Source organism: Microcoleus sp. Pol11C3 (assembly GCF_036701485.1).
GTDB lineage: Bacteria > Cyanobacteriota > Cyanobacteriia > Cyanobacteriales > Microcoleaceae > Microcoleus.
Genome location: NZ_JAUBQW010000023.1, coordinates 22,510 through 37,791 on the forward strand (window position 1 = coordinate 22,510; position 15,282 = coordinate 37,791).

General features: G+C 46.9%; 13 protein-coding genes and 1 riboswitch. Of the genes, 7 read left to right on the plus strand and 6 right to left on the minus strand.

The window, feature by feature from the left end; genetic code table 11:
• Nucleotides 1–8: 8 nt before the first annotated feature.
• Complete coding sequence (gene ntrB / locus QUA40_RS08280) at nt 9–857, minus strand: nitrate ABC transporter permease (RefSeq protein WP_333123857.1); 849 nt, start codon at nt 855–857, stop codon at nt 9–11.
• A 100-nt stretch (nt 858–957) separates the two neighbouring features.
• Nucleotides 958–1,170, minus strand: a riboswitch (cyclic di-AMP (ydaO/yuaA leader).
• A 171-nt stretch (nt 1,171–1,341) separates the two neighbouring features.
• Here ntrB and QUA40_RS08285 point away from each other — a divergent pair.
• Complete coding sequence (locus QUA40_RS08285) at nt 1,342–2,538, plus strand: sensor histidine kinase (protein ID WP_333123860.1); 1,197 nt, start codon at nt 1,342–1,344, stop codon at nt 2,536–2,538.
• Between the two features lie 135 nt (nt 2,539–2,673).
• On the opposite strand, the gene QUA40_RS08290 is transcribed toward QUA40_RS08285, so the two are convergent.
• Nucleotides 2,674–4,011, minus strand: a complete 1,338-nt coding sequence (locus QUA40_RS08290) for an ArsB/NhaD family transporter (protein ID WP_333123862.1) — start codon at nt 4,009–4,011, stop codon at nt 2,674–2,676.
• Between the two features lie 203 nt (nt 4,012–4,214).
• Between QUA40_RS08290 and QUA40_RS08295 the strand changes: the two genes are divergently transcribed.
• Complete coding sequence (locus tag QUA40_RS08295; protein WP_333123865.1) at nt 4,215–5,498, plus strand: HAMP domain-containing sensor histidine kinase; 1,284 nt, start codon at nt 4,215–4,217, stop codon at nt 5,496–5,498.
• A 34-nt stretch (nt 5,499–5,532) separates the two neighbouring features.
• A complete protein-coding gene (gene bchD / locus QUA40_RS08300; protein ID WP_333123867.1) occupies nt 5,533–7,635 on the plus strand; it encodes a magnesium chelatase ATPase subunit D in 2,103 nt (700 codons plus the stop codon).
• 82 nt (nt 7,636–7,717) lie between these two features.
• On the opposite strand, the gene QUA40_RS08305 is transcribed toward bchD, so the two are convergent.
• Nucleotides 7,718–8,041 carry a PEP-CTERM sorting domain-containing protein gene (locus QUA40_RS08305; RefSeq protein WP_333123869.1) on the minus strand — a complete coding sequence of 108 codons (324 nt, stop codon included), beginning with the start codon at nt 8,039–8,041 and terminating at the stop codon, nt 7,718–7,720.
• 549 nt (nt 8,042–8,590) lie between these two features.
• Here QUA40_RS08305 and QUA40_RS08310 point away from each other — a divergent pair.
• From QUA40_RS08310 to rpsU, 4 genes are all read left to right on the plus strand, one after another.
• Entirely contained in the window at nt 8,591–9,319 is a 729-nt protein-coding gene (locus tag QUA40_RS08310) for a Bax inhibitor-1 family protein (RefSeq protein ID WP_333123871.1), read from the plus strand.
• Between the two features lie 259 nt (nt 9,320–9,578).
• The gene (locus tag QUA40_RS08315) at nt 9,579–11,162 is read left to right on the plus strand and encodes a tetratricopeptide repeat protein (protein WP_333123874.1); all 1,584 of its coding nucleotides are present in this window, start codon (nt 9,579–9,581) and stop codon (nt 11,160–11,162) included.
• A 293-nt stretch (nt 11,163–11,455) separates the two neighbouring features.
• Nucleotides 11,456–12,590, plus strand: a protein-coding gene (prfB, locus tag QUA40_RS08320; RefSeq protein ID WP_333123876.1) for a peptide chain release factor 2 whose coding sequence is annotated in 2 segments (ribosomal slippage) — nt 11,456–11,527 and nt 11,529–12,590 — 1,134 coding nt in all. Because the reading frame shifts where the segments join, the coding sequence is not laid out codon by codon here.
• Between the two features lie 172 nt (nt 12,591–12,762).
• Nucleotides 12,763–12,957: a 30S ribosomal protein S21 gene (gene rpsU / locus QUA40_RS08325; protein ID WP_006632476.1), complete on the plus strand. Its 195-nt coding sequence runs from the start codon at nt 12,763–12,765 to the stop codon at nt 12,955–12,957.
• 11 nt (nt 12,958–12,968) lie between these two features.
• Here rpsU and QUA40_RS08330 read toward each other — a convergent pair whose 3' ends face one another.
• The 3 genes from QUA40_RS08330 to QUA40_RS08340 form a co-directional block, all read right to left on the minus strand.
• The gene (locus tag QUA40_RS08330) at nt 12,969–14,432 is read right to left on the minus strand and encodes an AtzE family amidohydrolase (RefSeq protein WP_333123879.1); all 1,464 of its coding nucleotides are present in this window, start codon (nt 14,430–14,432) and stop codon (nt 12,969–12,971) included.
• A gap of 24 nt (nt 14,433–14,456) precedes the next feature.
• The gene (locus QUA40_RS08335) at nt 14,457–14,633 is read right to left on the minus strand and encodes a DUF4089 domain-containing protein (RefSeq protein WP_333123882.1); all 177 of its coding nucleotides are present in this window, start codon (nt 14,631–14,633) and stop codon (nt 14,457–14,459) included.
• A gap of 109 nt (nt 14,634–14,742) precedes the next feature.
• Nucleotides 14,743–15,195 carry a KGK domain-containing protein gene (locus QUA40_RS08340; RefSeq protein ID WP_333123886.1) on the minus strand — a complete coding sequence of 151 codons (453 nt, stop codon included), beginning with the start codon at nt 15,193–15,195 and terminating at the stop codon, nt 14,743–14,745.
• Nucleotides 15,196–15,282: the final 87 nt, after the last annotated feature.

A 15,282-nucleotide genomic window follows, 5' to 3' on the forward strand; every position in this document is an offset into this window, starting at 1 on the left:
ACTAATAACTAATGATTAATGAGTGATCGATGCGTTACCAATTCCTGAACTTTGTCAACTGCAGCGTCGAGCAACAATCCAGTTATGCCAATTACAAACACTGCTAAAAATACCGAGCTCAGATTCAAACGGCTCCACTCATCCCACACAAAAAAGCCAATTCCCACACCGCCTGTCAGCATTTCCACCGCCACAATCACCAGCCAAGCAATCCCCAAACTAATCCGTAAACCTGTAAAAATGTATGGCAAACTTGCAGGCCAAATTATCTTGGTAATCCGCCTCCAGCGCGGCATTTCCAACACTCGCGCCACATCCAGATAATCCTTGGAAACGCTAGCAACTCCCAAAGCTGTGTTGATAATTGTCGGCCACAAAGACGTGATGAATATGACAAAAATTGCCGAGGGCTCTGCTAAATTAAAAATCGATAAAGCTATCGGCAGCCAAGCTAGCGGCGACACTGGTTTGAAGATTTGAATCAGCGGATTGAGCGCCATCATTGCCGGTTTCGACATCCCGATCAGAAATCCCACGGGAATCGCAACTGCTGCACCCAGGAAAAATCCCACCAACACCCGCCGCAAACTCGCTAGCAGCAGCCAGCCAATGCCTAAATCTCCAGGCCCGCGCTGATAAAATGGATGCAATATGTAATCTAAATTAGCTATTAACGCCTGATACGGAGTGGGAATCAAATCGCTGTTGAAGCTGGCCACAATCCACCACAAGCCAAGAATTCCCAAAAAACCCGCAGCAGGTAACAAAACAGCATCTCGGATGACAACGGGTTTTACACGCTTCCACGTTGCAACTCCTGCAAGTGCGATCGCAGATAAATTAAGCTGTATTAACATTTCAATCTCCTTCAGAGTCAGGGCAGGTACAAGAATCTTGAACAATACCAACCTGAGACACTGACGAAGCCAAATTATCTTTTTCAAAATATTTGGCTTTTCAGTCTCTTCTCAATGCCTGCGAAGTTAGCTGACGGGCTAGGACTGAGAGATGTCCTTCTCTAGAGATTTCAAAATCCAAAATTACACTCAAATTTGGCAATTTTTAATTTGGCTTTTTAATTCTGTAGAGATTCGCCCCGAAAATTGGTTCCTCCGCTCCAGCCACACGCTTGGTCTGATAGCGTGACGCTTGATTAGGCTTGACTTTTTAAGCCAATTTAACATAACCTAGCACGAGTGTTGAATTTTGTCAATAGGTCTTTAGGAGTAGCTATTGGTACTCGCCGAAGCTCAAAAGTTGAGAGAAAATTCAAAAAGTTAATTATTAAACTAACCTAGAGATATAAAATGCGTTCCAGACTTGATTTATATATTAAGAGCCATGATTGATTTTAGCGAAGCGCTACAAGATAAAATTGACATAATTGTTCAAAACTGGATCGAAGCTGTTCGCGCCGACGAGCAAATCGGAACCGCCAAGCAACTCACCTACGATTCCGTGCGCGACAGCCTTCCCATCGTACTGCAAGCGATCGCAACTATGCTGTCCCAATCACAAGGCTGCGATGAGATCCAGACAGTCATACAAGAAAGTTTAGACCACGGGAATGTCAGGGCAAAACAAGGCTACGATGCCGAAGAAATTGCGCGGGAATACCGCTTGCTGCGGAGGGTAATTTTCGATGCTATAGAACCCGAATTGCTAGAAGGATCAGCCGCTGAAGTGAGCCGAGCTTACCGCTTAATTGACAGTGCTCTCGACGAAGCAATTGCTGACTGTTTCAAAACCTATACCCAGGCAAGATTCCAAGAACTACAGGAGTTGCAAAACCAATTGCAACTTACAAATCAAGAACTGACTCGCTTACTTCGCGCCAGTCAAGATAATCTATCTCACTTAGCTCACGAATTGAAAACTCCCCTCACCTCTATTATTGGTTACTCAGAATTGTTTTTGCGCCAAAGAAACAATTCTAAACTTAAAGATTCTGCTCCCAATTTGGCACATATTGATAAAGTCCTCAGCAACGGCAGACGGTTACTTAGATTAATTAACGATACTCTCGAAATCTCGCGGTACGACGCGGGACGCATAAAATTGCAGCTAACTACGACAAATGTGCGATCGGCGATCGGCACTGTTGTCGAAATAATCGAGCCTTTGGCTAAAGCCAAAAATTTAGAGATTGCCGTTGAGTGCGATCCGGTTCTCGATCAAGTTATCACCGATTACTTGCGCTTGCAGCAAATTATCACCAACTTGGCGAGCAACGCCATTCGCTACACCCAAGGTGGTACTATTACCATAAAAACCGAATTATTGTCAGACAAAAATTGGAGTATCTGCATCACGGATACAGGAATTGGCATTGCTTCAGAAGACTGCGATCGGATTTTTATGCCATTTTTTCGGGCAGACAACTCCCAGGGAGCTTACATTCCTGACAGTACCGGCTTAGGGCTAGCAATTGTCACTCGATTAGTCAACCTCTTGCAAGGTAAAATCGAATTAATTTCTGAAGTAGGAGTTGGCTCCTCTTTCACTGTAATTTTCCCCTTAGAATTGGAGGGATTTTAGATAACTGTTGACTATTGACTGTTAACTGCTGACTGCTGACTGCTGACTGTTAACTAATGACCAATAACTAATGACCAATAACTAATGCCCAATGCCCAATGCCCAATGCCCAAAGACTAATCACTAATGACTTCTTCAAATCAGAAACCGAATCGTTACATAAACAGCCGCACTTATTAATTGCAGCGCCATCACAGGCAGCCCGTAACGCAGAAAAGTTTGAAAAGAAATCCGGCGCCCGTGCTGTTCAGAAATTCCCGCCGCCACAATATTAGAAGAAGCTCCTACCAAAGTGCCATTTCCGCCTAAAGTTGCTCCATACATCATCGCATAAAACAGCGGCAGCACAGCAGGTGGAAACTGCCCTGCAAAATCCGGAGCCAGCACCTCTGCCGGTGCAAGCCCGACATTGACAACATACTGTTTTAGCAGCGGCACCATCGCCACTACCAGCGGAATATTTGGCACCACGCTCGACATCAAACCCACAAAAAATAACAAAACTAAAGAGCCAAGAAAAATATTTTTACCTAATATTACTGCTAATATTCCAGATATGCTGGCGATGACTCCGGTTTTTTCCAAACCGCCAATCAGCACAAAGATAGACATAAAAAATAGCAGGGTGCTCCAATCTAAATCCCGCAAAATATTATTAACCGAATCAATTTGGGAATGGTGAGCTAAAAGCATTGCCAAAGCAGCCCCCAACAAAGCAACGGCGGCCGGTGAAATAGGCACGGGCAGAGTCTCTCCTATGACAAAAAATGTCAGCACGAAAGCTATAATTAAGCCGCCCACTGCTAAAACTCGTGGGTGATTGATTTTTGGGCGCGGCAAATGTTCCAAATCGTCTAAGTTTTTGTGCCAAATTTCGCGGAACAGCCAAGGCAACATAACTAATATAACTGCTACGGCAATTACCCCGCCCAAACTTAACTTTATCAGATAATCTGCAAAGCTCATGTTAATAGCATCGCCGACAATGAATGTCGCCGGATCGCCCACGATTGTCAGCAGTCCAGAACTGTTAGCCACAAATACCATTAAAATTAATAACGGCACAAAATCTACACCGACTTCTTCTGCCATTGGCGGAATTAATGGTGCTAGCAGCATGACTGTTGTAGCATTGGGTAAAACAGCACAAATTGGCGTAGTAATCGCGACAATACCCAGCAATAGGTTTTTGCCTTTGCCTTTAGCCAAAAGCACCATTTGAGTTGCCAAGTATTCAAATACTTTGGTAGGCTCAAAGGCTCTCACCATTACCATGACTCCGAAAAATAAGCCCAGCGTGGCGTGACTCCGACCGATATATTCGATCGCGTTGTTTAATGTCATAACATGGGTAAAAACCAGAATCACGGCTCCCAAAAATGCCGCAACTGTGAGGTGTATCCATTCTGTAATTATTAAGAAAATTACACATATAAATATTGTTGCAGCAATCACAGCTTGCACGTTTTCCATTTAGTCCCCTGAAAAAATTAAAAATTAAAATTAAAAACTATTAGTGTGAGGCACTTTACTGCTTTATGGCTCTTCTGTCAAGTTAAACGGCTGATTATCCTAGCAAAAAGCTGGGATCAACCCCTAGAGAGAGATCCGGCAGGGGGAAAAAATCACCTCAAAACTACTTCTTTTGGCAGGGTTGCGATCGCCAGAAGTTTGGTATGGCGATCGGGCGATCGCTCAACTACAATGAAGCATGGGCAATCTCTGCCAAACTCAACCCCCACGCAGACATCATGGACTACAGCCAAGTGCTCGCCGAAAAAACCGATATTATCGTCAAAAACTGGATTGAAGCAGTTCGTCAGGATCGGAAAATTGAAACCGCTGACGCCTTACCGCTCTCAGCAATCGAAAATCACATACCTTACCTGCTAGAGGCGATGGCCACAGTGCTTTCCCAATATCAAAACAGCGACATAAAAGTAATAATTGAAGCCAGTTTAGATCACGGATTTCTCAGAGCAGAACAAGGCTACGACGCCGCCGAAGTAGCCCGGGAATACCACTTATTGCGTCAAGTAATATTTTCCCAGTTAGAATCAGAATTGCTAGCAGGAAGCGTCGCAGACGTATTCAGAGCTTTTCGGCTGATAGATGCCGTACTAGACGAAGCAATTGCCCAGTGTTTCAAGAGCTACGTCGCTCAGAGGCTGCAGGAACTTCAACAAATCCAAACTCAGTTAAAACTCACCAATCAAGAACTCTCTCGCCTTGTCAGCGTCAATCAAGAAAACGTCTACCATTTGGCTCACGAACTCAAAACTCCTCTCAACTCAATTATTGGTTATTCCGAACTATTCCTGCGAAAAGAAAAATGGCAATCTCAAGTCAAAGATACCCTCCCCGGCATCGAACACATCGAGCGAGTATTGCGTAACGGCAGACAGTTGCTTCGCATGATTAATGACACCCTAGAACTTTCTCGCGCCGATGCCGGCAAAATTAAACTTAACCTGCAGCGAACTAATGTACAATCAGTAATTAACACCGTAGTAGAAATGATGCAGCCAATTGCAGATGCTAAAGGATTAAAGCTCGCTGTTACCAGCGACTGCGCCCCAACACAAGTAATCTCCGACTCTGGGCGGCTGCAACAAATTCTGATCAACTTGCTGAGCAATGCCATTCGCTATACAGAATCTGGTAGCATTGAATTAAGTTGTAACCGTGCCGGAGAAGCAAATTGGGCAATCGCAATTACAGATACCGGCATTGGCATCGCCCCCGAAGATACAAAGCGCATCTTTGACCCCTTCTTTCAAGCAGGAGAAGCGGGCAAACAGCTCTTTCCCGCCGAAAGCACTGGGCTGGGATTAGCAATAGTATCGCGGCTCGTCACGCTGCTGCAAGGCAAAATCGAGCTAGTATCAGAAATAGGAGTTGGCTCAACTTTTACCGTGATTCTACCCCAAGAAGTTAAAATACTCCAAGAAGTAAGCTAAACATTAAGTTCAAATTTTTACATCCGAAAATCCTATGCCTGCAGCCAACCTTAGCCCTTCCACCACAGCCTTTCCCCTCACCGCCGTAGTCGGGCAAGAAGCAATCAAATTAGCCCTGCTGTTAGCAGCAGTCGATCCCGGATTGGGAGGAGTGGCAATCGCAGGCCGCCGCGGCACAGCAAAATCAGTAATGGCCCGCGCCTTGCACTCCTTACTGCCACCCATTGAAATTGTTAAAGATTCTTTTTGCAACGCCGAACCTAATGAAATTCTTGCACAACAGGCATCAGGCTTGTTACCAGAAAATGGCGGGCAAGATGCCCACACCACCGATACTAATTCCTTAACTACTGAAATAATTCCCACACCCTTCATTCAAATTCCTTTGGGTGTCACCGAAGACAGACTCTTAGGTTCCGTCGATGTCGAACAATCAGTAAAATTCGGCCAAACCGTATTTCAACCAGGACTCTTAGCGCAAGCAAATCGAGGCGTACTTTATGTAGACGAAATTAACCTCCTTGATGACAACATTTCCAACCAATTGCTAACAGTATTAACCGAAGGGCGCAACCAAATAGAACGCGAAGGCATTAGCTTCCAACACCCCTGCAAACCTCTATTTATAGCCACCTATAACCCCGAAGAAGGGCCACTCAGAGAACATTTGCTCGATCGCATCGCGATCGTACTTTCAGCCGACGCAGCACTCGAAATACAAGAAAGAGTCTATGCAGTAGAACAAGCTTTATCCTACTCCAGCTCCCCCCAAGACTTTCTCAATCAATACGCCGAAGACACCGACAACCTCAAAACCCAAATCATCCTAGCCAGAGAATGGCTCAAAGATGTCAGCATTAAACGCGAACAAATTGCCTACCTAGTAGAAGAAGCCATCCGGGGTGGCGTTCAAGGACACCGCGCCGAAATATTCGCAGTCCGCGTCGCCAAAGCCGCCGCCGCCATCGAGGGACGCACAGAAGTTAACGCCGAAGACCTGCGCCGCGCCGTAGAATTAGTCATCGTACCCCGCGCCACCATCATCCAAACTCCCCCAGACGACGAAAACTCCCCTCCCCCCCCACCGCCTCCCCAAAAGCAGTCAGAACAAGAACAAGACGAACCAGAAAACGAGCAAGAAGACGAAGAAGACCAAGAGGACGAAGACAACCCGGAACCTGAAGAAGAACCAGAAAAAGATACCATTCCCGAAGAATTTCTCTTCGACCCCGAAGGCGTAATTCTCGACCCCAGCGTGCTTTTCTTCGCCCAAGCCGCCAACCGCCAAGGCAAATCGGGCAGCAGAAGCACCATTTTCTCCGAAGATAGAGGTCGTTACGTCAAGCCAGTATTACCCAAAGGCCCCGTCCGCCGCATCGCCGTTGACGCCACCCTCAGAGCCGCCGCACCCTACCAAAAAGCCCGCCGCGACAGGAATTCTAACCCCCCCCAAGCTTCGGGGGTACAAGGGGGGGTTGAGCGCCGTGTATTTGTCGAACAGGGAGACATTCGGGCGAAGCGCTTGGCCAGAAAAGCTGGAGCTTTAGTCGTATTTGTCGTCGATGCTTCCGGTTCGATGGCCCTCAACCGAATGCAGTCGGCAAAAGGTGCAGTCATGCAGCTACTCACAGAAGCTTATCAAAGCCGCGACCAAGTTGCTCTCATTCCCTTTCGCGGAGAACAAGCAGAGGTGCTGCTACCGCCGACTCGCTCGATAGCCTTGGCCCGCAAGCGTTTGGAACGGTTGCCCTGCGGCGGCGGTTCCCCCCTGGCCCACGGTTTGACTCAAGCAGTGCGGGTGGGAGTCAACGCGCGGCAGTCTGGAGATATTGGTCAAGTTGCGATTGTCGCCATTACTGACGGACGCGGTAATATTCCTTTGGCTCGTTCTTTGGGCGAACCGATTGTAGATGGAGAAAAGCCTGATATTAAAAAGGAATTGTTAGAAATTGCTGCGAAAATTCGCGGGTTGGGAATGCAGTTGCTGGTGATTGATACCGAGAGCAAGTTTATTTCGACTGGCTTTGCGAAGGAATTGGCCAAGACTTCTGGAGGGAAATACTATCACTTGCCGAAAGCTACCGAACAGTCGATCGCAGCTATGACTAAAAATGCTCTGCGCGACGCGATCGGCTAAAATCCTGATAGCCACATTTATCTGCGTTTATTCGCGTTTATCTGCGGTTAAAAATCCAAAAATTAGACTGTTGGCCAAAAGTCTAATTTTTAACTCTCGCTCTCCGGCGACTCACCGCCAGCGAACCCGCAACTAAACCCAACCCTACCACCGTCGAAGGCTCAGGAATTCTTACGGGCAGAGGTACGCGGTTTGCCGTCCCCCGGTTCGGGGTTGAAGAAATTGTACCTTGGGGGAGTTGACCGGTCTGAGCCAGCAGCAAATTTTCTGAACCCTGCCATGAAGCAGCGGTAGAAACGGCTCGGACATTAGCTGCAACGGCAGCTTGACCGCCGGAAATAACGGCTGCCGCCAATAAAATTCCGGCGGCAGGTGGCAATAATTTGCGATCGAAAAAGGTGTACATGAGATATTACCTATTTAGCAGTTTGTCGATCGAACTCGATCTATTCATTAATTTTATTGGTATCCTCTGTCTGAGCTACCTTAGCAATTAACGGAACCGATTTGAGATTTAAGATTTGAGATTTGAGATTTGAGATTTTATATTATTGAAGTTTCTGATCCCTAGTTTCAACTAAGTCGCAAATCAAAAACCTAAAATCAACTGTGGCCCCTGCCTCTAGCATATACTCCTTAATCCCCAATCGTAAATCCCCCCTCCAAATTGATTGACTTCAGCTATATGTGATTTGATCGACTTTAAGCTAGCCCTTGGCCGCAGATAGGGCCGGCCCTTTAAACTCAATTATAGCTTTGCCGCGAGGCGCAACGGTGCGAGACAGCGACACGGCACAGACCTGTACGCCGTCGATTATAAACAATCGATCCCTGCTTTGGAGTGATTTGACCCCCGTTCTTTATCAAATCTTTAAACTCTTTCAGGTTTTGCAAACAAAGTGTAAAGCTGTCAAAATAGAGATAGCAATTCTCAGCCAAAATTAGGTAAATCCTCGTGAGTAACACTAGCAATTTTCGCGAAGCCGTGCGCGAGGCCAAAAACCACGCGCTGGTAGGCCCGAACGTCATCTCCAACGCTCTCCCCTTCGTGGGCGGGGGACTTGTCTTAACTGCTGTCGGCACCTACGGGGGCCTGGGAGTGATCCGCAACTATCCCGCGATCTTCTTTCCCACATTCATCGGCGCGATCGTCGTAGAATTAATTCTCTTCTTCATCGCCCGCGGCGCCGCCGAACAAGGCAACAAAAACACCGCTTTGCCCCTGCTGGCAACCTACAGCCTGCTTTCCGGCTACACTCTCAGCGGATTGGTATTTACAGCCCTCAGAACCCAAGGCGTCGGCATCTCCGGCATCGCTTTTGCAGCCCTCGGATGCGGCATTACCTTTATCGCCGCCCGCCAAATTGGCTCCAACCTTTCTGAACAAGACGGCATGGCCATCACCAAAACTATCAGTTTAGGTGTGATTGCTTTGTTAGTCGTTGTTGGCGGTCAGTTTCTGCTCTCTTTATTTGGCGTCTACACCCCAACCTGGTTGGAAATTGGCATTTCTGGCATCGGCGTGTTTATATTTGCCGGCGCTGCGATCGTCGATTTTTACATATTACCCCGCAGCTACCGCGACGACCAGTATTTGCCCGCCGCTCTGTCGATGTACTTGACCTACATCAACTTGTTCATTTTCATTCTGCGCCTGCTGATTGCTATCAACAGCCGCGATTAATTGAAGCTTTAGCTTATTAAAAAAAACCGCGGCTCGATCGACATCCTGCCACGGTTTTTTTTTAATTAAGATTTGGAATCAAGATAGTCGTCATCGCCTTCTCTCCTCCTCAATCTCTCATACAAAAAACTTATATCATGTTCACAGTCGGCAGGCATAAGGTATAATTTTACTTTTAAATCACTCAATCAAAACTATTGCTATCTAATTGTGTCGATCGCGATTTCAATATTAATCACAAATTAATTGGGGAAAACTCATGTACTTAAAATATGAAGATATTAGGAGAGTCAGCGTAGAAATTACCTCTAGGTGCAATGCAGCTTGCCCGCAGTGTCCCCGCACCGACAACCCGATTTTGCCGGGGGCGGAATTAAAGATGGAGGATATTGAGAGAATTTTCCCACAAGAGTTTTGCTCTCAGTTGGATTTTGTTTATATGTGCGGCAACTACGGCGATGCTATGACTAGCAATACCACAATTCCGGCGATCGAATATTTGCACCGCATGGGAGTTCCTCATATCTCCCTGTACACCAACGGTAGCGGACGCAATCCCGAGTGGTGGCAAGCCCTGGCAAAGGCGATGACAGGAGAATACGATCGCGTAATTTTTAGTATCGACGGGTTGGCTGATACTAACAGCATCTACCGCCAAAATACCAACTGGGACAGGATAATGCAATCTGTCAATGCGTTTATCCAAGCTGGCGGAAAAGCTGTATGGCATTACTTGATATTTGAACACAACCAGCACCAAGTAGAAGCAGCCCGGGATTTAGCCCAACAATTAGGATTTGTCGAGTTTGTACCGAAAGCTACCTCTCGTTTTGTGGCGAAAGAAATTTATGACAAAGAATCCGCAAATCAACAGCCTCAGAAGGCAGAAAACTCTCAGGTAGAAGCTAAGAGCGATCGCCCAAACCAACCAGCAACAGCTAACGTATCAGCCCCTCAGCATCAAGAACAGGCCGCGCTTGGGTTCCACCGACAAGCAGAGGAATTTTTGAAACAAGGAAAGCTATCAGAGGCGATCGCAGCCAGCCAACAAGCCCTAAAAATTCAACCTAATTTGGCAGCAGCATGGAAAACTTTAGGCAATGCTGTTCAAGGTTTGGGGAAGATGCAAGCAGCAGCAGACTGTTACGCAAAAGCCCTCAAAATTCAGCCTAATTTTCCCGAAGTTTATGCTAATGTCGGCAGTCTTTACGCTCAACAGCAACAGTGGCAGCCAGCTAGTGCTTATTACCAAAAGGCGATCGAGCTTAAACCCTATTTTGCCGGAGCTTATCGCAATTTAGCTAAAGTTTTGACGCAGTTGGGGCAACCAGAAAAAGCAAATTATGCTTGGTATCAAGCTATAGCTATCGAAACCACTCAAGCACCAGAAGCAACTCCTTCTGTCCCATCACAGCCAGCCAGCGAAGAACTTCAACCCCCATCTTTGGAACAATATAAAAATCCCCAGGGAGACCAATTTATCCAAGCTGTAGAAAAATTTGGTAGCCTAAACAATTACTACCGAAATGTAGAAATTAGCTGCCAAACTCAAGCCACCAAAGAGATTTTCATCAGTTTTGAAGCGGAACTCTGGCCTTGCTGTTGGGTAAGCCATACTAAATACGCGGTTTATAACCACACTTACAGACCGCAAATGCTGGCTTTAATTGAAAAGTACGGAAATGGCTTTAATTCTCTCAGAACTCAATCGGTGAAAGAGGCGATCGCCAGAGATTGGTTTCGCGAAGACCTCACAAAAAGTTTTTCCTGTTCTAAAAGGTTGGACGTATGCGCTCACGAATGCGGTAAAACTTTCAATTCAACAGGTTCGCAGTACATTTAGTCACCTCTGCAACCGAAAAAAACTGGAGAAACCGGGTTCCTTGACCAAAAACCTACGTTTTCGGGTAAGCCCGGCGCAAGAAATTAAGCTTGTAGGGTGCGTTAGGGCAAAGCATTACTCGCTATTACGGGTTTTGACTTCCTAACGCACACTACGATACCAGATTCATCCGCGTTCATCCGCGTAAATCTGCCTACATCTGCGGTCAAAAAATCTTTCCGAATATTTTTGCAACAAGCAGCCTGCCGACAGCTAAAATCAATATTACCACCCACAAACTAGGAGAACTAACAGTGGAAGTTCTAGACATCAAACACAATATCGAAACATTGTCCGATCGACTGGGTACAACCCAGGACTATCTTTGACCTCCCCGCACTCACAGCCAAAATTCAAGACTTAGAGCAAATCTGCGCCCAACCAGCATTTTGGGACGACCAAGATCGAGCTCAAGAAACCCTCCAAGAACTTAATGACTTCAAATCTCATTTAGATCAATATCGCGGCTGGCAAACGAGCTTGGAAGATGCTAAAGCTATTTTAGAACTGCTGGAGTTAGAAGCCGACGAATCTCTGTTTCAAGAAGCCTCATCCAGTCTTTCTCAGTTAACCCGCGAACTCGACCAGTGGGAACTGCAACAATTACTATCGGGGCCCTACGATGAAGGCGGCGCCGTTTTGACAATTAACGCCGGGGCCGGCGGCACCGATGCTCAAGATTGGGCCGAAATGCTGCTGCGGATGTATACCCGCTGGGGGGAAAGTCAAGGTTACAAAGTACATTTAATGGAAATTTCCGAGGGAGAGGAAGCAGGTGTTAAATCGGCTTCTTTGGAAATTGTCGGCCGCTACGCTTACGGTTATATGCGATCGGAAAAAGGCACTCACCGTTTGGTCAGAATTTCGCCTTTTAATGCTAACGACAAGCGTCAAACCAGTTTTGCAGGCGTCGAAGTGATGCCAGTTCTCGATCGATCCGTCAAGTTGGACATTCCAGAAAAAGATTTGGAAATCACGACTTCCCGCGCGGGCGGCAAGGGCGGGCAAAACGTTAACAAGGTAGAAACCGCAGTCCGCATCGTTCACATTCCTACCGGTTTGGCTGTCCGCTGCACCGAAGAACGCAGTCAGTTGCAAAATAAAGAAAAAGCTTTGACATTACTCAAGGCTAGGCTGTTGGTGATTGCTAAGGAACAGCGGGCTTCGGAAATTGCCGAGATTCGCGGCGATATGGTGGAGGCGGCTTGGGGCAACCAAATTCGCAATTATGTTTTTCACCCGTACCAAATGGTCAAGGATTTGCGTACTGGGGTGGAAACAACCGCCATCGAAGATGTGATGAACGGCGAATTAGACCCGTTTATTCAAGCTTACCTGCGGCAGGAAAATCAGTTGATAGCCCAAACCGATGGAACCGCGCGAATATAATTCGCGCCTGGACATACAAAGTCCGCCTGTGCAGACTAAAGAATCAAGAGCGGTGATGGCAGCGGATTTGCTATAATTTTGGGGTTTTGGTCGATCGCCCGACCTTCAACAGGTCGCGCGGCCAAAAACCTTGATATGATAAAACTTGATCTAACGAACAAAAGGAGAAATAATGACCCAAGTTGTAATAGGCGAAAATGAAGGGATTGAGTCAGCCCTGCGACGGTTTAAGCGACAAGTTTCTAAAGCGGGTATTTTCCCCGACATGAGAAAGCACCGCCACTTTGAAACCCCGTTGGAAAAGCAGAAGCGCAAAGCTATTGCCAGAAGGACTAAGAGACGCTTTCACCGCAATAACAAGCCCTAGAATTATTAGCACTAAATTGATTCGGCAGATATAATGCCTTGCGATTCTAGTACCGCAGCGACTCGGAGAATCACCGCTTCGCTGTAGGGAGCACCAATAATTTGTACCCCCAAGGGCAAAGCGCCGGGCCGCTGTACGGGCACGCAAAGAACGGGCAAGCCAATAAATGATAGGGGTTGGGTGAACAGTCCGAGATTGGGACGCACTAAGATTTCTTGTCCGGCTATTACCATTTTCTCGACGCCAATTTCAGGGGCAGCTATCGGGGTTGCGGGTGCGAGGATGATGTCTGTTTGTTGGAATATTTCGCGAATTCGATCGCGGTACCACTGTCTGAATCTCTGGGCTTGCAAGTACCAAGTCGCAGGAATCAGGGTTCCCGCTAAAAAGCGATCGCGCGTCGCCGGATCGAAGTCTTGAGGGCGCGATCGCAAATTGTCTAAATGCAAGTTGCCCCCCTCGCAGGCGGTAATTATAAACGCCGCAGCCCGGGCGCGATCGGATTCCGGTATGGTGACAGTTGCAAGCCCCCCTATTTTTGGGGGGTTTGTTGTTGTTTTTGTTCCCTTACCACAATCCAAGACATTTGTCAAGGCTTTAGCAACTATTTCTACAGCATCCATTGCTTCCGGTTCGGCCCCTGTAGCGAAATACCCGTCAGCAACAGCAATTCCCAATCCTTCGATGCCTTGATTTAACTGTGGCGAACAAAGTTCAGGCGGGCGTTGAGTGCAAACTGGGTCGCGAGAATCAGGGCCTTGCAGGATATCGTACAGCAGCGCCATATCTCTGATCGATCGCCCAAACGGCCCCACACAATCCAAACTACTCGAAAATAAATAAGCGCCAGCCCTGGACAAACGGCCGTAAGTAGGCTTAAACCCAAAGATACCGCACAAAGCAGCCGGTACGCGGATGGAACCATTAGTATCAGAACCGAGAGTGATGGGTACAAAACCGGCGGCGACTGCTGCTGCGGAACCGCCGCTAGAACCGCCGGCGATGCGCGTAGTATCGCGGGGATTGCGAGTCGGGCCGTAGTGGCTGTTTTCCGTGACGAAACCGTAGGCGTACTCATCCATGTTGAGCGTACCTACGAGCACAGCCCCGGCTTGTTTGAGTCGGGCGACCACCGCCGCGTCCTGGGTAGCCGGAGGATTGTCAGCGTTGATTTTTGACCCTGCTAGAGTAGTAATTCCGCCGACATCGAACAGGTTTTTGACAGCGAAGGGAACACCTGCTAAAGGGCCTGGGTTTTGGTTATTTGCGATCGAATTATCTATCTTTTCGGCTGCTGCGAGTGCACTTGATGCAGTGATTGCAGTAAAGCAATTAAAAGCTTTATCCTTAACAGCAATCCGTTCCAAAGCAGCACTTACCGCCTCTGCAGCCGTAACTTTACCACATTTAACAGCCGCTGCCGTAGCAACCGCATCAGCCTTATCTAAAAAACATCTGCGTTCATCTGCGTTCATCTGCCCTCATCTGCGGTTAAAAATCTAAGGTTCAAACACCGGCGCGACTTCTACTTCTGGGGGTAAAGGAAACTCAGTAACGAGTCGGGCGATCGCAGCTATCCTCTCGAAGTTTACCACAACACCGGGCCGATGTTCTGGATCTAACGGTAAGTTTATCAGTTCGGCAGTGCGATCGACATATTCTTCTATATTTGTCATTAGCCCATCCCAAACAACATCCGCGTACATCTGCCCTCATCTGCAGTTGAAAATCTAAGGTTCAGATATAAGTGCGATCGATTATTGTATTGTAATCGCGATCGGGCAGTCAGTTATTATTGCTCAGCTTTTTGTATTCCTCAGATTGTCTGATATCATCTAAAGGGGATTTTTGCTTTGCTGGTTCATGGGGACAAAACTTTATACATACCTGGGTTTCCCCCGACTGGAAATTTTCCTTAATTTTTATTTGAAGCCTTCCTTTTTGCCAACCCTTAGAACCTATTCTTAGAACTTGACAATCTATTCCTTCTTGAGGGGAGTTCCAGTCTATATCCCCTCCCTTAATTATTATTTCTTCGTTAATTCGTAGCTCTTTCATCCAATTAATTATTGATTTCTGGCGAGATTCCCTTATTGCAATAAGATCAAGTATCTCAATAAACTTGCTCGTGACTACCTCTTCAAAACTGCGTACCAAAAAAGTAGCTTTATCGAATAACAAAACATCATCGCCGTCTAGTATATCATAGTTCTTATTGGATTCGAGTTTGTCGTCCATTTTTTTTCACACAATTCTGCGGCTTCCTATTTGATACCATTTGAAGGTATATGGGTCAAGGTGGTAAAGAAACAATTTGCGATCGCA

Coding starts and splice junctions, on each gene's coding strand:
- ntrB (WP_333123857.1), bottom strand. CDS start 857: ATGTTAATACAGCTTAATTTATCTGCGATCGCACTTGCAGGAGTTGCA.
- QUA40_RS08285 (WP_333123860.1), top strand. CDS start 1,342: ATGATTGATTTTAGCGAAGCGCTACAAGATAAAATTGACATAATTGTT.
- QUA40_RS08290 (WP_333123862.1), bottom strand. CDS start 4,011: ATGGAAAACGTGCAAGCTGTGATTGCTGCAACAATATTTATATGTGTA.
- QUA40_RS08295 (WP_333123865.1), top strand. CDS start 4,215: ATGGCGATCGGGCGATCGCTCAACTACAATGAAGCATGGGCAATCTCT.
- bchD (WP_333123867.1), top strand. CDS start 5,533: ATGCCTGCAGCCAACCTTAGCCCTTCCACCACAGCCTTTCCCCTCACC.
- QUA40_RS08305 (WP_333123869.1), bottom strand. CDS start 8,041: ATGTACACCTTTTTCGATCGCAAATTATTGCCACCTGCCGCCGGAATT.
- QUA40_RS08315 (WP_333123874.1), top strand. CDS start 9,579: ATGTACTTAAAATATGAAGATATTAGGAGAGTCAGCGTAGAAATTACC.
- rpsU (WP_006632476.1), top strand. CDS start 12,763: ATGACCCAAGTTGTAATAGGCGAAAATGAAGGGATTGAGTCAGCCCTG.
- QUA40_RS08330 (WP_333123879.1), bottom strand. CDS start 14,432: ATGAACGCAGATGAACGCAGATGTTTTTTAGATAAGGCTGATGCGGTT.
- QUA40_RS08335 (WP_333123882.1), bottom strand. CDS start 14,633: ATGACAAATATAGAAGAATATGTCGATCGCACTGCCGAACTGATAAAC.
- QUA40_RS08340 (WP_333123886.1), bottom strand. CDS start 15,195: ATGGACGACAAACTCGAATCCAATAAGAACTATGATATACTAGACGGC.